This window comes from Thioclava sp. JM3, assembly GCF_002213185.1.
In the GTDB taxonomy this organism is placed as follows: Bacteria; Pseudomonadota; Alphaproteobacteria; order Rhodobacterales; family Rhodobacteraceae; genus Thioclava; species Thioclava nitratireducens.
This window is the reverse complement of sequence record NZ_NBOB01000010.1, coordinates 34,964-52,125: the sequence shown is the minus strand read 5'-3', so window position 1 is coordinate 52,125 and position 17,162 is coordinate 34,964. Positions and strand designations below refer to the sequence as shown.

The 17,162-nt window shown below is 64.5% G+C and carries 15 protein-coding genes; 12 read left to right on the top strand and 3 right to left on the bottom strand.

Translation table 11 applies throughout. The annotated features are described in order from the left end of the window. Nucleotides 1-40 precede the first annotated feature (40 nt). The 5 genes from B6V73_RS17050 (at nucleotide 41) to B6V73_RS17030 (ending at nucleotide 6,563) form a co-directional block, all read left to right on the top strand. Nucleotides 41-1,423 carry a pitrilysin family protein gene (locus B6V73_RS17050; protein ID WP_077701340.1) on the top strand — a complete coding sequence of 461 codons (1,383 nt, stop codon included), beginning with the start codon at nucleotides 41-43 and terminating at the stop codon, nucleotides 1,421-1,423. Then, entirely contained in the window at nucleotides 1,420-2,745 is a 1,326-nt protein-coding gene (locus B6V73_RS17045; protein ID WP_075776815.1) for a pitrilysin family protein, read from the top strand. The genes B6V73_RS17050 and B6V73_RS17045 overlap by 4 nt, the downstream gene beginning before the upstream one ends. A gap of 65 nt (nucleotides 2,746-2,810) precedes the next feature. Continuing rightward, a complete protein-coding gene (mutL, locus tag B6V73_RS17040) occupies nucleotides 2,811-4,709 on the top strand; it encodes a DNA mismatch repair endonuclease MutL (protein ID WP_088725891.1) in 1,899 nt (632 codons plus the stop codon). Continuing rightward, nucleotides 4,706-6,157: a DNA recombination protein RmuC gene (gene rmuC, locus B6V73_RS17035; protein ID WP_088725890.1), complete on the top strand. Its 1,452-nt coding sequence runs from the start codon at nucleotides 4,706-4,708 to the stop codon at nucleotides 6,155-6,157. The genes mutL and rmuC overlap by 4 nt, the downstream gene beginning before the upstream one ends. A gap of 61 nt (nucleotides 6,158-6,218) precedes the next feature. Then, nucleotides 6,219-6,563 (top strand): DUF3775 domain-containing protein, encoded by a 345-nt coding sequence (locus B6V73_RS17030; RefSeq protein WP_075776813.1) that lies wholly within the window; start codon nucleotides 6,219-6,221, stop codon nucleotides 6,561-6,563. 112 nt (nucleotides 6,564-6,675) lie between these two features. On the opposite strand, the gene B6V73_RS17025 is transcribed toward B6V73_RS17030, so the two are convergent. After that, complete coding sequence (locus B6V73_RS17025; protein WP_075776812.1) at nucleotides 6,676-7,362, bottom strand: response regulator transcription factor; 687 nt, start codon at nucleotides 7,360-7,362, stop codon at nucleotides 6,676-6,678. A 142-nt stretch (nucleotides 7,363-7,504) separates the two neighbouring features. Here B6V73_RS17025 and ribA point away from each other — a divergent pair, with 142 nt between their 5' ends. Both ribA and B6V73_RS17015 read left to right on the top strand, forming a co-directional pair. Further along, a complete protein-coding gene (gene ribA, locus B6V73_RS17020) occupies nucleotides 7,505-8,581 on the top strand; it encodes a GTP cyclohydrolase II (protein WP_088725889.1) in 1,077 nt (358 codons plus the stop codon). Next, complete coding sequence (locus tag B6V73_RS17015) at nucleotides 8,581-9,135, top strand: L,D-transpeptidase family protein (protein ID WP_088725888.1); 555 nt, start codon at nucleotides 8,581-8,583, stop codon at nucleotides 9,133-9,135. The genes ribA and B6V73_RS17015 overlap by 1 nt, the downstream gene beginning before the upstream one ends. On the opposite strand, the gene B6V73_RS17010 is transcribed toward B6V73_RS17015, so the two are convergent. Beyond that, the gene (locus tag B6V73_RS17010) at nucleotides 9,132-9,785 is read right to left on the bottom strand and encodes a YggS family pyridoxal phosphate-dependent enzyme (RefSeq protein WP_088725887.1); all 654 of its coding nucleotides are present in this window, start codon (nucleotides 9,783-9,785) and stop codon (nucleotides 9,132-9,134) included. The two genes, B6V73_RS17015 and B6V73_RS17010, sit on opposite strands and share 4 nt — an antisense overlap. Before the next feature lie 99 nt (nucleotides 9,786-9,884). Beyond that, nucleotides 9,885-10,856 carry a porin gene (locus B6V73_RS17005; protein WP_088725886.1) on the bottom strand — a complete coding sequence of 324 codons (972 nt, stop codon included), beginning with the start codon at nucleotides 10,854-10,856 and terminating at the stop codon, nucleotides 9,885-9,887. Between the two features lie 350 nt (nucleotides 10,857-11,206). On the opposite strand from B6V73_RS17005, the gene B6V73_RS17000 reads away from it, so the two are divergent. The 5 genes from B6V73_RS17000 to B6V73_RS16980 all read left to right on the top strand — a co-directional run bounded on the left by B6V73_RS17000 (nucleotide 11,207) and on the right by B6V73_RS16980 (nucleotide 17,150). Next, nucleotides 11,207-11,752 carry a DUF3576 domain-containing protein gene (locus tag B6V73_RS17000; RefSeq protein WP_075776807.1) on the top strand — a complete coding sequence of 182 codons (546 nt, stop codon included), beginning with the start codon at nucleotides 11,207-11,209 and terminating at the stop codon, nucleotides 11,750-11,752. A 152-nt stretch (nucleotides 11,753-11,904) separates the two neighbouring features. Further along, nucleotides 11,905-14,463 (top strand): leucine--tRNA ligase, encoded by a 2,559-nt coding sequence (leuS, locus tag B6V73_RS16995; protein WP_088725885.1) that lies wholly within the window; start codon nucleotides 11,905-11,907, stop codon nucleotides 14,461-14,463. Continuing rightward, complete coding sequence (gene lptE, locus B6V73_RS16990) at nucleotides 14,450-14,947, top strand: LPS assembly lipoprotein LptE (protein WP_088723414.1); 498 nt, start codon at nucleotides 14,450-14,452, stop codon at nucleotides 14,945-14,947. The genes leuS and lptE overlap by 14 nt, the downstream gene beginning before the upstream one ends. Further along, nucleotides 14,944-15,966: a DNA polymerase III subunit delta gene (gene holA, locus B6V73_RS16985; RefSeq protein WP_075776804.1), complete on the top strand. Its 1,023-nt coding sequence runs from the start codon at nucleotides 14,944-14,946 to the stop codon at nucleotides 15,964-15,966. The genes lptE and holA overlap by 4 nt, the downstream gene beginning before the upstream one ends. Further along, nucleotides 15,963-17,150 (top strand): TIGR03862 family flavoprotein, encoded by a 1,188-nt coding sequence (locus B6V73_RS16980; RefSeq protein ID WP_168174925.1) that lies wholly within the window; start codon nucleotides 15,963-15,965, stop codon nucleotides 17,148-17,150. Before holA ends, B6V73_RS16980 begins: the two co-directional genes overlap by 4 nt. Nucleotides 17,151-17,162 lie beyond the last annotated feature (12 nt).

The following is a 17,162-nucleotide window of genomic DNA, read 5'->3' as shown; positions in this document are numbered from 1 at the left end:
CTTATCTTCGCCGAAACTGTGTCTTGTGAGGAGTTGGGCATTGCGTGCATTCCTGTTCGCCCTGCTGACATTGGCAGGTCTGAGCCCGGCGGTGGCCGGTGACGTCTCTACTTTCGAGTTGGAAAACGGCCTGAAAGGCGTCGTGATCGAAGATCACCGCGCGCCCGTCGTGGTCCATATGGTCTGGTACAAAGCCGGATCGGCCGACGAGAAGCGCGGCAAATCCGGCATCGCGCATTACCTTGAACACCTGATGTTCAAGGGCACCGACACCATGGCCCCCGGCGAGCTGTCGAAGACGGTCGCCGCCAATGGCGGTTCGGACAACGCCTTCACCAGCTTCGATTACACCGCCTATTTCCAGCGCATCGCCGCGGACCGACTGCCGCTGGTGATGAAGATGGAAGCGGACCGGATGCGCAATCTGCGTATCTCGCCCGACGACGCGAAGACCGAGCTGCAGGTGATCCTGGAAGAGCGTGCGCAGCGTACCGATTCCAACCCGCAGGCGCTGTTCAACGAACAGGAGCGCGCCGCCCAGTTCCTCAACTCGCCCTATGGCACGCCGGTCATCGGCTGGCGCAAGGAAATGGAAGGCCTGACCCGGCAGGACGCGCTCAAGTGGTATCACGAATATTACGCGCCAAATAACGCGGTACTCGTGGTCGCGGGCGATGTGAAGCCCGACGAGGTGAAGGCGCTGGCCGAGAAGTATTACGGCAAGCTGAAACCGACCGAGGACCTGTCGCCCCGCGCCCGCCCGCAAGAGCCGCCGCAACGCGCCGCGCGCCACCTGACCTTCGAGGACGCCCGCGTCGCCCAGCCCTATCTGGTCCGCACCTATCTCGCCCCCGAGCGCAATCCGGGCGATCAGAAGCGCGCGGCCGCCCTGACCGTTCTGTCGGAGATTCTCGGCGGCAATCAGGCGACCTCCGTACTTGGCCGAAAGCTGATCTACGGCGACGGCACCGCGATCTACGCGTCGAGCTATTATGACGGCATGTCGATCGACCCGACGACGTTCAACCTCTCGGTCATGCCTGCCAAGGATGTGAGCCTCCCCGAGGCCGAAAAGGCGCTCGACAAGGCGCTGGCGCAATTTCTGAAGGAAGGCATCGACCCTGAGCAATTTGCCCGCATCAAGACGCAGGTGAAGGCCTCCGAGATCTATTCGCGCGACAACACGCAGGGCCTCGCACGGCGCTATGGCGAAGCACTGGCCTCGGGCTTCACGGTGAAGGATGTCGAGGACTGGCCGGACGTTCTGATGTCGGTGACCGAGGAGGACGTGATGGCCGCGGCCCGCGATCTGTTCCAGAACAAGTCCTCGGTGACGGGCTATGCCAAGCGTCCCGATGACGCCCCCGCCGAGACTGCGGCCCCCGCCGCGCCGCCCGTGACCGCGCAGGAGATCACGCAATGATCCATACCCGTTTCCCGATCACAGCGCGCCTCGTGATGGCGTCGCTCTTCGCCTTTGTGCTGGCTCTGCCCGCCCGCGCGATCGACATTCAGCAGGTCACCTCGCCCGGCGGTATCAAGGCGTGGCTGGTGGAGAACCACGACATCCCCTTCACCGCGCTCGACATCGCCTTCCGGGGCGGGGCGAGCCTCGATGCCAAGGGCAAACGCGGCGCGATCAACCTGATGACCGCCACGCTCGAAGAAGGCGCGGGAGAGAAGAACTCGCAGCAATTCGCCGAGGCCGAGGAAGCACTGGCCGCACAGTTCGGCTTCGATGTGGGCGACGACTCGCTCGACATCTCGGCCCGGATGCTGACCGAGAACCGCGACAAATCCGTCGATCTTCTGCGCGAGGCGCTGGTCAATCCGCGCTTCGATCAAAGCGCGATCGAACGCGTGCGCCAGCAGGTGCTCGCCGTGATCGCGTCGAGCAAACAGGACCCGAACGACATCGCGGGCGAGAAATTCCGCGAGATCACCTATGGCGATCATCCCTATGGTAGCTCGCTCAACGGCACCACCGAGAGCGTGAAGGGCCTGACGCGCGAGGACCTGTTCGAGGCCAAGGACCGTGTGATGACCCGCGATCACATGGTGGTCTCCGCAGTGGGCGACATCACCCCGGAAGAACTCGGGCCGATGCTCGACAAGCTGCTGGGCGATCTGCCCGCCAAGGGCGCCGACATGCCACCCCCCGCGGATCCGAGCTTCAAGGGCGGCGTGACCACGGTCGATTTCGACAGCCCGCAATCGGTGGTGATGTTCGGCCAGAAGGGGATCGGGCTGAAAGACCCCGATTTCTTCGCGGCCTATGTCCTCAACCAGATCCTCGGCGCGGGCGGGTTCTCGTCGCGCCTGATGGACGAGGTGCGCGAGAAACGCGGCCTGACCTATGGCATCGCCTCCTATATCGTCGACAAGGATCTGGCGAAGACTTGGCAGGGCAGCTTTGCCTCCGCCAATGAGAAGGTCGCAGAGGCGATCTCGGTCGTGAAAGAACAGTGGAAGAAAGCGGCGACCGGCAAGGTCACCGACAAGGAGCTGGAGGACGCCAAGACCTACCTCACCGGTGCCTATCCGCTGCGTTTCGACGGCAATGGCACGATCGCGGGCATTCTCACGGGGATGCAGCTCAACGACATGGCGCCGAGCTATATCGACACCCGCAACGACAAGGTGAACGCGGTCACGAAGGAGGATATCCAGCGCGTGGCCAAGCGCATCCTGAACCCCGACAACCTGACCTTCGTCGTCGTCGGACGCCCGCAGGGCCTGAACTGATTTCGCTGGGGATAGCTGGCGCGAATCTCTTTAGATGAGCGCCGCGCCATGCTATCCGTAGTGGAATGAACCAGCACAACCGCAATATCGGCGCGTCTGAGCGTCCCGTGATCCGGCAGCTCGATGACGCTGCGGCAAACCGCATCGCAGCGGGCGAAGTGGTCGAGCGCCCGGCATCGGCGGTGAAAGAGCTGGTGGAGAACGCGCTGGATGCAGGCGCGTCTCGGGTCGCGGTGGAATATTGCGATGGCGGCAAGACGCTTATCCGCGTGACCGATGACGGCTGTGGGATGACCGCCGAGGATCTGCCGCTGGCGCTCTCGCGCCATGCCACCTCGAAGATCGACGGATCGGACCTTCTGAACATCCACACTTTCGGCTTTCGCGGCGAGGCGCTGCCCTCGCTCGGCGCGGTCGGACGGCTAACGATCACCTCGCGCGTCGATGGTCTCGACGCCTTCCAGATCAGCGTGGCGGGCGGCCAGATCGGACCGGTGAAACCGGCGGCGCTGAACCGGGGTACCGTGGTCGAACTGCGCGACCTGTTCTTCGCCACGCCCGCGCGGCTGAAATTCATGCGCACCGACCGGGCCGAGGCGCAGGCGATCGCCGATGTGATGAAGCGGCTGGCGATGGCGGAGCCCTATGTCAGCTTCACCCTCACCGATGTGTCCAACGGCAAATCGCGCGAGATTTTCCGCGCCGATGGCGAGCAGGGCGAATTGTTCGACGCGCTGTCCGAGCGTCTGGCCCGGGTGATCGGGCGGGCCTTTTCGGACAACGCGGTGAAGATCGACGCCGAGCGCGAAGATATCCGCCTGACCGGTTACGCCGCGCTGCCCACCTATTCGCGCGGCGCGGCGGTGGAGCAGTTTCTCTTCGTCAATGGTCGCCCGGTCCGCGACAAGCAGCTGACCGGCGCACTGCGCGCGGCTTACATGGATTTCCTCAGCCGCGAGCGTCACCCCGCCGCCTGCCTGTTCCTGACCTGCGAGCCCGAGCGCGTCGACGTCAACGTCCACCCCGCCAAGGCCGAGGTCCGCTTCCGCGAGGCCGCGACCGTGCGCGGGCTGATCGTGACGGGGCTACGCCATGCGCTGGCGCAAGCGGGGCATCGGGCGTCCTCGACCGTCTCGGATGCGACGCTCGGCGCGATGCGGCCCGAACCGACCGTCGATCAGCCACCGCGCATTTACCAGATGGATCGCCCGAGCCTTGGCGCGATGCGGTCGTCCTACTCCGCGCAGGCGCCGCTGCCCGATCCGGCCTATCAGCCCCCATCCTACCCGCAGCCGTCCTTCCAAGAGGCCCCTGCGCCCAGCTTCGACTATGCGCCCTCGGCGCGGGCCGAGGCCCCGGCCCCCGCAGAGCCCGCGCTGACCGAAAAGCCCTTGGGGGCTGCCCGCGCGCAGGTGCATGAGAATTACATCATCGCCCAGACCGAGCGCGGCATCGTCATCGTCGATCAGCACGCGGCCCATGAGCGGCTGGTCTATGAGAAGCTGAAGGGCCAGATGGCCGAGAACGGCGTGCCCGCGCAGGCGCTGTTGATCCCCGAGATTGTGGAGCTTTCCCAAGGCGACGCCGCGCTGCTCCTGGAACATGCCGACGCGCTTTCCCGCCTTGGGCTGACCATCGAACCCTTTGGCGGCAGCGCGATTGCGGTGCGCGAAACCCCTGCCGTTCTGGGCGAAATCAATGCCGAAGGGCTGCTGCGCGACGTGCTCGACGAGCTGTCCGATCTGGGCGACAGCCAGTTGGTGCAGGCCAAGATCGAAGCGGTACTCAACCGCATGGCGTGCCACGGCTCGATCCGCTCGGGCCGCCAGATGCGCGCCGACGAGATGAATGCGCTGCTGCGCCAGATGGAGGCCACCCCCCATTCCGGCCAATGCAACCATGGGCGTCCGACATATGTCGAACTGAAGCTCAGCGATATTGAAAGACTGTTTGGCCGCACATGATCCAGCTCGGTTCCCTCACGCTCGACCTCAACGATCCCGTGGTTCAGGCTCTGATCGGCGCAGTCGTCGTCGCGCTGATCTTCGCCGGGCTGTGGCTGTCTGCGCGCAAGCGCGCGGCGGAACTGGATGCCGATCTGACCGCGGCCGAACCTTATCGCGAAGAGGCCCAGAACCTGCGCGAGGCGCTCGCTGCCTCTGAAGCTGCGGCAGAACGTCTGCACGAGGTCGAGGCCACGCTGGAGCGTACGCGAAACGCGCTCAACGACGAATACCGGGCGCGCGTTGCCAAGTCCGAGGCTTATGAGAGCCTGCAGCGCGAACATGCGGCGCGCCTCGAAGAATTGCGCGGCATGAAGAAGGAGATCGAGGATCGGTTCTCCTCGGTCGCCTCCGGCGTGCTGCAGAAGAACTCCGAGGCTTTCCTGTCGCTCGTCTCGGAACGGTTCAAAACCCATGAGAAGACCGCGCAGGAGGAACTCGACCGCCGCCGCGATGCGATCGAGCATCTGGTGAAGCCGCTCAACACCCGGCTCAACGAGTTCGGCGAGCAGATCCAGTCGATCGAGAAGGCCCGCAACGAGGCTTACGGCGCGATCCATGCGCAGGTGAAGACGCTGGCCCAAGGGCAAGCGCATCTGGGGCAGGAGACCCGCAAGCTTGTGCAGGCGCTACGGGCGCCGAAGACGCGGGGGCGCTGGGGCGAAATGCAGCTGCGGCAGGTCTTCGAGATGGCGGGGATGTCCGAGAACGTGGATTTCCACCTCGAGCAGCATTTCCAGACCGATGCAGGCGCGCGCCGCCCCGATGCGATCGTCCATATCCCCGGCGGCAAGAGCATCGTGATCGACGCCAAGACCCCGCTCGAGGCTTATCTCGATGCGCTGGAGGCGGAGACCCCGGAACTGCAGAACGCGGCCATCACCCGCCACGCGCAGCAGGTGCGTCAGCATGTGAAGCTGCTGTCCTCGAAATCCTATCAGGACCAGCTGCACGAGACGCCCGATTTCGTCGTCATGTTCATCCCCGGCGAGACCTTCGTGGCCGCCGCCGCCGAGGCCGATCCGGGCCTTATCGAATACGCGTTCGAGAACAAGGTGCTGATCGCCTCGCCGACGACGCTGATGGCGCTGGTGAAAGCCATCGCCTATGGCTGGCAGCAGGAGAAGATGGCCCGCAACGCCATTGAAGTGCAGAAGACCGCCAAGGATCTCTACGAGCGGATCAAGACCTTCGGCGGCCATGTCGAATCCGTCGGCAAGGCGCTGACCCGCTCGGTCGAGAGCTACAACAAGGCGGTGGGCTCGCTGGAAAGCCGCGTGCTGCCTTCCGCCCGCCGCTTCGAACAGATGGGCGTCGTGCCCGATGGCGGCACGCTGGAGACGCCCGCGCTGGTCGACAGCCATCCGCGCGCAGTCTCCGCCCCGGCGCTCGTGCAAGAGGAAGACTGACACCTATTGCCGCGTGCGCAAAAGAGGGCGGAGGCGCAAACTCAAGCCTCAGGAGGGATACATGCTCACCATAAGCCCGGCCAAAATCGCCCATGTCATCATCCGCGCCCGCAAGTTCGACGCGGGCGTGCCCGGCTCCGGCCAAGCCCGTGAGCTGCGTGCCTTCATCGCCGCGCTGAACGAGGATGAGCAAGCAGGTCTGACTGCGGTGATGTGGGTCGGGCGCGACACTTATGACGCGTCGGAACTGGATGAGGCGATCGCCACCGCCAAGGCCGAGGCCACCGCGCCCACCGAAGATTACCTGCTGGGCAATCCGATGCTGGCCGATCATCTCGAAGACGGGCTGAATGCGCTTGGTATCTCGCTCGAAGAGGCCGAGGAAGACATCTACCCCACGGTCTGAGCCGCGCATCCCAAGCGCCGGACAAGGAAAAGGCGGCCCCCGCAGGAGCCGCCTTCCTCATTTCCAACCTTGGCGCGCGTCACGCAGCCCATGCCGCATAAAGCGTCTCGGATCAGGCCACCAGACGATAGCCGCCCGATTCCGTCACCAGCAGGCGCGCATTCGAGGGATCGGGCTCGATCTTCTGACGCAGGCGATAGATATGCGTCTCGAGCGTGTGGGTGGTGACACCCGCATTATAGCCCCAGACCTCGTGCAGCAGCACGTCGCGCGGCACCACGCCGTCGGTCGCGCGATAGAGGAACTTGAGAATATTGGTTTCCTTCTCGGTCAGACGCACCTTGCGGTCCTTGTCGTCGACCAGCATCTTCATCGCGGGCTTGAACGTATACGGGCCGAGCTGGAATACGGCGTCTTCAGACTGTTCATGGGTGCGAAGCTGGGCGCGCAGACGTGCCAGAAGCACCGGGAACTTGAAGGGCTTGGTGACGTAGTCGTTGGCGCCGGAGTCGAGGCCGAGGATCGTATCGGCGTCGGTGTCATGCCCGGTGAGCATCACGATCGGACATTTCACACCGCTTTTGCGCAGCTTCTTGCACAGTTCACGGCCATCGGTGTCGGGAAGGCCCACATCCAGAACGACGAGGTCGTAAAGCGTCGATTTCGCCTTATCTACAGCTTCGTGACCATTGCTGGCCTCGAACACCTCGAAATCATCGGTCGCGACGAGCTGCTCGGCGAGCGCCTCGCGCAGATCGTTGTCATCGTCAACCAAAAGGACCTTCTTCAATGATGCCATGTCCTGAGCCTCCATTTGCGTTTGACGAATAGCTGTTGCCCTTTCACAGCGATGGCAAGGGTGGTGAAACCTATCTCACGCTGACGTGTCGAATCACCGGCAGATATTTCAATTTGTTACAGTCGAGGCTATCTCAGAGCGCATGACCGGTACCTATTCCCTCGGGCCGAGCCCGGCTGAACGACTGAATCGCGCCCGCGCCGATCTGCGCATGGGGCTGCCCGTCTTGCTGTCAGATCACCTCGCGGTGGCGGTCGAAACGCTCTCGCCCGAGCGGCTAGCGGCGTTGCGCGCACTGGGGCCGCTGACGCTGGTGCTGACCGCGCGCCGGGCCGAGACGCTGAAAGCCCGGGTCTATGACGCCGATATCGCCCGGATCGAAGTGCCTGCAGACGCCGATCTGCTCTGGCTGCGCGCGCTCGCCGATCCGGCCGACGATCTGCGCGTGCCGATGAAAGGCCCGCTCAAGGCCCTTCGCGGCGGCGATGCGGATCTCTCCCGTGCCGCTATCCGGCTGGCAAAGTCCGCCCAGCTTCTGCCCGCAGCGCTGATGGTCGCAGCGCCCGACCCCACGCCGACGGATCTGACCTGCATCACCGCCGAAGAGGCGCTCGCCGCTGCCGACATCCCGCAGGCTTTCGCCCCGGTCTCTGCCGCGCGCGTGCCGATGCGCGCCGCCGAAGCGGGGCGCCTGCATATCTTCCGCCCCGACAATGGCGCCGAGGAGCATTACGCGATCGAGATCGGTCGCCCCGATCGCTCGAAACCGGTTCTCGCGCGGCTGCATTCGGCCTGTTTCACCGGCGACGTTCTGGGCTCTCTGAAATGCGATTGCGGCCCGCAGCTGGACGCGGCGCTGACGCTGATGGGCCATGAGGGCGCGGGCATCCTGCTCTATCTCAATCAGGAAGGGCGCGGGATCGGGCTGGCCAACAAGATGCGCGCCTATTCGCTGCAGGATCAGGGTTTCGACACGGTCGAGGCGAACCACCGCCTCGGCTTCGAGGATGACGAGCGCGATTTCCGGATCGGCGCGGCGCTGCTGCGCAAGCTCGGGTTTTCGCAGGTGCGGCTGCTGACCAACAACCCCGCCAAGGTCGCGATGCTGGAGGCCAACGGCATCGACGTGACCGAGCGCGTGCCGCTGAAGGTCGGCATGAGCCGCCATAACGAAAACTACCTCGCCACCAAGGCGGCGAAATCGGGGCATATCCTGTGATGCGCCTGACGCCCGCGGGCCTGCTGTTTCGCGGCCGCCGTTTCCCGGTCGAGATCGGCCGCGGCGGCATCACAGGCAGCAAGCAGGAGGGCGACGGCGCGACCCCGTCGGGGCGGCTGCATATCCTGCGGATGTTCTACCGCGCGGATCGAATTGTCGCGCCTCAAGACTGGGCCGAACCGATTGGGCCACGCGATCTGTGGTGCGACGCCTCCGGGGATTCGGCCTATAACCAATTGGTTCGCGCCCCCTACCCCGCCTCGCATGAGGCGATGCGGCGCGCCGATCCGCTTTACGACATCGTACTGGTCACCGATTGGAACTATCCGCAGGCGCAGGCAGGCAAAGGCTCGGCCATCTTCCTGCATCAGCGCCGCCGCGCGGGCTACCCTACCGCAGGCTGCCTCGCCTTCCGCCGGGACCACCTGATCTGGATCGCGCAGCATGTTGCACCGGGCGAACCGCTCGACATTCCAATTCGGCTTGGAGGAAATATCCTCCGGGGGTCCGGGGGCGGAAAGTCCCCGGCGCTCAGCGCCCGGTACAAAGCTTAGGAATAGTCGCGTGCACCGAAGATTGCCGAGCCTACGCGCACGTGGGTCGCGCCGGCGGCAATCGCTTCCTCGAAATCAGAACTCATCCCCATCGACAGACCGTCGAGCCCGTTGCGCCCGGCCATCTCGGCCAGCATCGCGAAATGCGGCGCAGGGTCTTCGGATTCGGGCGGGATGCACATCAGCCCGACGACCGGAAGATCCTTCGCCCGCATGTCCGCGACGAAAGCGTCCAGATCATCGGGCAGCACGCCCGCTTTTTGTGGCTCCTCGCCAGTATTGACCTGAATGAAAAGATCGGGAGAAGCCCCGCGCGCCTGCGCCAGATTGGCCAGCTTCTTGCCCAGCGAGGGCCGGTCGAGCGTGTGAATTGCCTCGAACAGCTCCACCGCCAGCTTCGCCTTGTTCGACTGCAGCGGTCCGATCATATGGACTTCGCAGCCGGGAAAGTCCTCGCGCCAGGCGGGCCATTTGCCTTGCGCTTCCTGCACGTAGTTTTCGCCGAAGAGCCGATGCCCTTTGCGCAGAACCGCCTCGACCCGCTCGGCGGGCTGAACTTTCGACACGGCGATCAGCTTCACCGATCCCGCGTCGCGCCCTGCCTCGTCTTCCGCTTTCGCGATCCGCGCCTGAATGTCACTCAGTCCCATCTGGCCCTCCCTCGTCAGCGCGCCCAAGAAACACCGAAGGGCCCAAAAAGAAAAGAGCGGGCGCAAGGCCCGCTCTTCCCATCGTTCTGTCCCGAAGGATTAGAACGAGAACTTCACGCCGAGGTCGGCAACCATGTCCGAACCCGTGAGGTCGTTGTCAGCAACGCCGCCCTTGATGGTCGCGCCGCCGCCGAGGTCGTACTCAGCACCGAGACCGTACCAGGTCACGTCGGTGTTGTCGGTGTTGTCTTTGGCGTGCTGAACGTAGCCACCGACGGTGGTTGCGCCGAAGACGGACGAAGCACCGATGCCGTAGTAATCAAGGTCGAGATCTTTGCCAGCATGCGCGATGTGGGCTTTGACCGAGGTGTTGCCGAACTGAGCGACACCAGCGAGGGTGACCATGTCAGCTTTGCCGGTCGCGTCGACGGCCGGCGGGGTATTACCATCGAAGAAGGTCGCGTCGAGGTATTCGTAGCCCAGACCAACGGTGTAGTTGCCGAAGGTGTAAGCACCCGCAATGGCGTACTCTTGGCTTGCATCGGTCGAGTCTGCTTTGCCATCCGACATGGAGGCTGCGACCGAGAACGCACCGAAGGTACCGGTGTACAGCAGGTTCGGGCCGGTGTTCATAACCGTCTGCGTAGTGGCGGCTGCAATGCTACCCACGTCACCGCCGTTATCGCCGGTCAGGTACATGATGTCGTTGCCGTAGCCGTCCATCGAGGACAGATCAGTGTAGCCGACTTCGTAGTAGTCGCCGAACAGAGCTTCCGGAGCGCCAACAACGTCGCCCATCGAGAGCTTGCCGAATGCGCCGGAGATGTAGACCGAAGCAGCGGTGCCGTTGGTGGCAGCAGTCGCTTGGTCAGCGCGCATGGAGCCGCCGAACTCGAGGCCACCGTCGGTGGTGCCCGAAGCGGTGAACGAGACGCGGATACGGCTCGAGAAGTTCCAGTCGGTGCCGTTGTACACGACACCCATGCGGCCGTCGCCGCCAACCGAGACCTCAGCGGCAGCGATGCCAGCCGAGAACACGAGCGCGGTCGTCGCGAAGAGAACCTTTTTCATCGTTTTCCCTCATTGTCTTACAGGTAACCCCCAACCTGGGGAATCCGAAGTTGGGTATGACGGTGTTTTCTCTCCCCACCCCTTTTATTGCAACTCAAAGCGCCCGACCGGGTCGAATAGGGTGTTTGATGGTGCAGACATGTCACAGTAACGTCAGCCCGCCCTTGCAGCCTTTCCTTGCCACCGCCTCGCGATAGCCCTCATGTGCGTGTATAGCGGCACAAGACCCGCGAATGGCAGCGGGCCGATCGGGCGAATTCCGGGGCGAAAAGGGAAAAACCTTGTCGGGCTTGGGGCCATGGGCTAGAGAAAAGGCAACCAATGACGCAGGCCGACGGGGACAGCTTCGCATGACTTCCAGAACCCTTTTGAAACGCACGGCAATTCTGGGCCTGTGCCTCGCGCTCGCAGGCTGCGGCAAGGGTATCTCGAGCGGCAACATCTTCTCGGGTAGCGGTGGCACCCCCGCGCAGCGCGATGCCAATCAGCTCGACCACCTGTCCGGCTCCAACGAGGCCGTAATCGACGGGCCCTCGCGCCGGGTTCAGAAAAAATCCACCGTTTGGGACCTCTTCAGCGGCAAGGGCGATCCGAACATCACCGTCGAGGTGAACAAGTATCTCTGGCAGGCTTCGCTCGAAGTGCTCGACTTCCTGCCGATTCAAGAGGTTGACCCCTTCTCCGGCGTCATCGTGACCGGCTACGGCACCCCGCCGGGCGGCGGTCGCGCCTACAAAGCCACTGTTTACGTCACCGATCCGGCGCTCGATGCGCGCTCGCTGAAAGTGTCGATCCGCACCCGGGGCGGAGCAGTTTCCGCCGATACGCAGCGCGCCGTGGAGAACGCGATTCTCACCCGCGCACGTCAGCTGCGGGTCCGCGACTCGCAACTCTGATCCCGAAAGTCGACCGCAGGACGCATTCAGATCCCCGCCCGAGCCAGCCTCCGGCGGGGATATTTCTGTCCAAATGAGCGCGGCGGCTGGACCTCGCCCCCAAGGCCAGTGTAGCAAGCTCGCGCAGAATTCGACGTGATGAGGGGCCCGACATGGCACGCTACGAACCGAGCCAGAGCGAGACGAAATGGCAAGAGGCCTGGAACGAGGCGGATCTCTTCGCCGCGCGCCGTGATCCGGCCAAGCCGAAATATTACGTCCTCGAGATGTTCCCCTACCCGTCGGGCCGCATCCATATGGGCCATGTGCGCAACTACACGATGGGCGACGTCGTCGCGCGCTACAAGATGGCCAAGGGCTTTTCCGTGCTGCATCCGATGGGCTGGGACGCCTTCGGGATGCCCGCCGAGAACGCCGCGATGGACAATGGCGGTCACCCGAAGGACTGGACCTACGGCAATATCGCCGTAATGAAGGACCAGATGAAGCCGCTGGGCCTCTCGATCGACTGGTCGCGCGAATTCGCGACCTGCGACCCGGACTATTACGGCCAACAGCAGGCGATGTTCATCGACATGCTCGAGGCCGGTCTCGTCTATCGCAAGAACGCGGTGGTGAACTGGGACCCGGTCGACATGACCGTGCTTGCCAATGAACAGGTGATCGATGGCAAGGGCTGGCGCTCTGGCGCCGAGGTCGAACGCCGCGAGCTGACGCAGTGGTTCTTCAAGATTTCCGACTATGCCGAAGAACTGCTCGACGCGCTCGACAACCTGAAAGACTGGCCGGAGAAGGTGCGCCTGATGCAGGCAAACTGGATCGGGAAATCGCGCGGCCTGCAATTCGCCTTCTCGACCGTCGATGCGCCGGAAGGTTTCGACCGGCTGGAGGTCTACACGACCCGCCCCGACACGCTGCGCGGTGCGAGCTTTGCGGCGATCTCGCCCGATCATCCGCTCGCCAAGCATCTGGAACGCCACGATCCCAAGGTCGCGGAATTCGTCGCGAAATGCCGTGCGGGCGGCACGACGGAAGAGGCCATCGAGACCGCCGAGAAGCTCGGCATGGATACCGGCATCAAGGTCCGCCACCCGCTCGACACGAGCTGGGAACTGCCGGTCTATATCGCGAATTTCATCCTGATGGATTACGGCACCGGCGCGATCTTCGGCTGCCCGGCGCATGACGCGCGCGACTTCGAATTCGCGACGAAATACGAGCTGCCGATCACGCCCGTTTTCGAGCCGCTCGAGGGCGACTATCCCGACGCCGAATACGTCCCGCTGAAATCGGAAAAAGTCCGCTATATCCGCGGCTTCGCGGGCGACGAAGTGCAGACCGGCGAAGAGGGCGTAGCAGCCGCGATCGCCTTCTGCGAGAAAAACGGCATCGGTCAGGGCGTGACCAAGTTCCGCCTGCGCGACTGGGGCCTGAGCCGCCAGCGCTACTGGGGCTGCCCGATTCCGGTCGTGCATTGCGAGACCTGCGGTGTGGTGCCGGAGAAGAAGGAAAACCTGCCCGTCGAGCTGCCTTACGACGAGGACGGCCAGAAGATCGACTTCTCGATACCTGGCAACCCGCTCGACCGTCATCCCAGCTGGCGCGACTGCACCTGCCCGAATTGCGGCGGGCCGGGTCAGCGCGAGACCGATACGATGGATACCTTCGTCGATTCGAGCTGGTATTACGCGCGCTTCACCTCGCCCGGTGCCGCCACGCCGACCGATCCGGCCGAGGCCGAGTATTGGATGAACGTCGATCAATATATCGGCGGCATCGAGCATGCGATTCTTCACCTGCTCTATTCGCGCTTCTATGCCCGCGCGATGCACAAGACCGGCCACCTGCCAGCGAAAGCGATCGAGCCGTTCGATGCGCTGTTCACGCAAGGCATGGTGACGCACGAGATCTACCTCACGCGCGACGCCAAGAATCGCCCCGTCTACCACCTCCCCGAAGAGGTCGAGGACGGTAAGCTGAAGGCGACCGGCGAAGCGGTCGAGACCATCCCCTCGGCCAAGATGTCGAAATCGAAGAAGAATGTCGTCGATCCGATGAACATCATCGCCGAGTTCGGGGCCGATACCGCCCGCTTCTTCGTGATGTCCGACAGCCCGCCCGAGCGGGACGTGGAGTGGACCGCCGCCGGCGCCGAAGCCACGTCGAAATTCCTCGCCCGCGTGCACCGCATTGCCGACGATATCGCCAATTCGGATGCGCCCGCGAACGAGGCCGAGGATACGGCGCTGCTTAAGGCCACCCACAAGGCGGTCGACGAGGTCACCAAATCGATCGAGGGCTTCACCTTCAACAAGGCGGTCGCGACGCTCTACGGCCTGACCAATACGATGTCGAAATCGAAGGCCGGGGCCGAGACAAAGCGCGAAGCGATGAAGCTGATGGCGCAGCTGATGGCGCCGATGGTCCCGCACCTCGCCGAAGAGGTCTGGTCGATGCTGGGCGGCGAAGGTTTCGTGATCGCAGCCCCTTGGCCAGAGGCGGACCCGGCCCTGCTGGTCGAGGATTCGGTGACGCTGCCGATCCAGATCAACGGCAAGCGCCGCGCCGAGATTTCGGTGCCCAAGGACATGCCGAAGGAAGAGGTTGAAAAGCTGGTTCTGGCCGACGAAGCTGTGGTCAAGGCGCTGGCCGGTGGCCAGCCCAAGAAGCTGATCGTTGTGCCGGGGCGGATCGTCAATGTGGTCATCTGACAGACGCGGATTTCTGGGGCTCGCGGGGGCCGCTGGCCTGCTCGCGGGCTGCGGCTTCACCCCGGCCTACGGGCCTCAGGGCGGGGCCGCGAAACTGCTCGAAGGGGTCGAACCGGCTGCGCCCACGACGCGCGACGCCTTCGCCCTCGTTCAGCAGCTGAATGCCCGACTCGGCCCGTCGCAGGCCACCCGCTACCGGCTCGATTACAAGATCGACACCGAGGCGGTCGGTCAGGGCATCTCGCCCGACAACGCGACCACGCGCTACCAGTTGAACGGCACTGTGGATTACACGCTGCGCGATGCGGCCGATAACGCCGTACTGCTGACCGGACGCGTCACCTCCTTCACCTCGTGGTCCGCGACCGGCACCGTGGTCGCCTCACAGGCCGCGCAGGAAGACGCTCATCGCCGTCTGATGGTGATCCTTGCCGATCAGATCGTGACGCGCCTGCTGTCCCAAGCACCGAGCCTTCCGGAATGAAACTGACCGGCGTAGCAGCGACCCGCTATTTCGCCAAACCCGAGCCAGAGCGCACCGGCCTGCTGATCTTCGGGGGCGATGCGATGCGCGTGGCCCTCCGCCGTCAGGAAGTCATCGCCGCATTGATTGGCGCAAAGGGCGAAGAGGAGATGCGCCTGAGCCGGATCGCGGGCGGCGATCTGCGCAAGCAACCCTCGCTGCTGCTCGATGCGATCAAGGAGGTCGGCTTCTTCCCTGGCCCGCGCGTGGCCTTCGTCGAAGACGCGACCGACGCGGTAGCCGATGCAGTGAAAAACGCGCTCGACGCATGGCGCGAAGGCGATGCGCAGATCGTGATCACCGCAGGCTCGCTCGCCGCGAAATCGAAGCTGCGCAAAGCTTTCGAGGGTCACAACAACGCCTATTCTGTAGGGATTTACGACGACCCGCCGAGCCGCGAGGAAATCGAGGATATCCTGCGCCGCGCCGGTCTGCGCGACATCTCGAACGACGCGATGACCGATCTCGTGGCGCTGTCTCGCGCGCTCGATCCGGGCGATTTCCGCCAGACCGTCGAAAAGATCGCGCTCTACAAATTCGGTGATACTACGCCGCTTGCCCCTGCCGATGTGGCTGCCTGCGCGCCGTCTTCGGTCGAGGCAGGCGTCGATGACGTGCTCTCCATCGTGGCCGAGGGCCGCGCGCCCGAGCTTGGTCCGGTGATGCGGCGGCTGGAAAGCCAAGGGGTGCAGCCCGTGCAGCTCGCCATCGCCGCGATGCGCCATTTCCGCGCGCTGCATGCCGCGGCCTCCGACCCGCAAGGCCCCGGTGCAGGCATCGCCCGGATGCGTCCGCCGATCTTCGGCCCGCGCCGCGACCGGATGCAGCGGCAGGCGCAAAGCTGGGGCATGTTCAAGCTGGAGACCGCGCTGAAGGAACTGGTCGAGACCGACCTGACCCTGCGCTCCGCCAGCCGCGCGCCGCAGATGGCGGTGATGGAGCGCGCGCTGATGCGGCTCGCGATGCTGGCCCGGCGGTGAGCGCGGCGGCGAAATCCGCGCTCGTCATCGGTGGCGGCCCGTCGGGACTGATGGCAGCCGAGGAACTGGCGCGGGCCGGTGTCGCCGTGACATTGGCAGAGGCCAAGCCGACGCTCGCGCGCAAATTCCTGATGGCGGGAAAGTCCGGGCTGAACCTGACCAAGGATGAGCCGCTCGATGCCTTCCTGTCCCACTATGCCCACCCGCAGATCGCCGCGATCACGCGCGCGTTCGGCCCCGAGGCGACGCAGAGTTTCGCCCGCGATCTGGGTATCGAGCTGTTCACCGGCTCCACCAGTCGGGTCTTCCCGACGGGGATGAAAGCCTCGCCGATGCTGCGCGCCTGGATCGCGCGGCTCGAATCTCTCGGCGTCACGATCCACACCCGCTGGCGCTGGCAGGGCTTCGATGGCGACGCACTGATCTTCGACACGCCCGAGGGACGCCAGAGCTTGAGCCCCGATGCCACGATTCTCGCGCTTGGCGGCGCAAGCTGGCCGCGGCTTGGCTCGGATGCGGCATGGGTGCCTTGGCTGAGCGCGAAGGGCGTAAAGATTGCCCCCTTTGCCCCCGCCAACATGGGGTTCGAGATCGACTGGTCGGCGCATATGACAAGCCAGCTCGGCCAGCCCGTGAAAGGGGCCGCGCTGATCACGCCGACCCGGCGCACGCGCGGGGAAATCGTGATCTCGGAGCGTGGCCTTGAGGGCGGCGGCATCTATGAACTTTCCGCCGAATTGCGCGAGGGCGCGCCGCTGAGCCTCGATCTCGCCCCGGATCAGAGCGCCGAAGACCTCGCCGCGCGGCTTGCGAAGATCCCGCCCAAACAGAGCCTGACGAACCGCTTGCGCAAAGGCGCGAAGCTGGACCCGGTGAAACTCGCGCTCGCTCTGGAATGGGGACGCCCGCTACCCAAGGACCCGACGCAACTTGCGACAACGCTCAAATCCTTGCCCGTGCCTCTCGGCGCGCCGCGCCCGATCGCCGAGGCGATCTCCAGCGCGGGCGGCATCGCGTGGGACAGCCTCACCGACGACCTGGAACTGACCGCCCTGCCCGGCCTCTACGCCGCAGGCGAAATGCTCGACTGGGAGGCCCCGACGGGCGGCTATCTGCTGACCGCCTGCCTCGCCTCCGGCCGCCATGCCGGACGCGCCGCCGCGCGACAGCTCTCTTCTTCTTGATAGAAATATCCC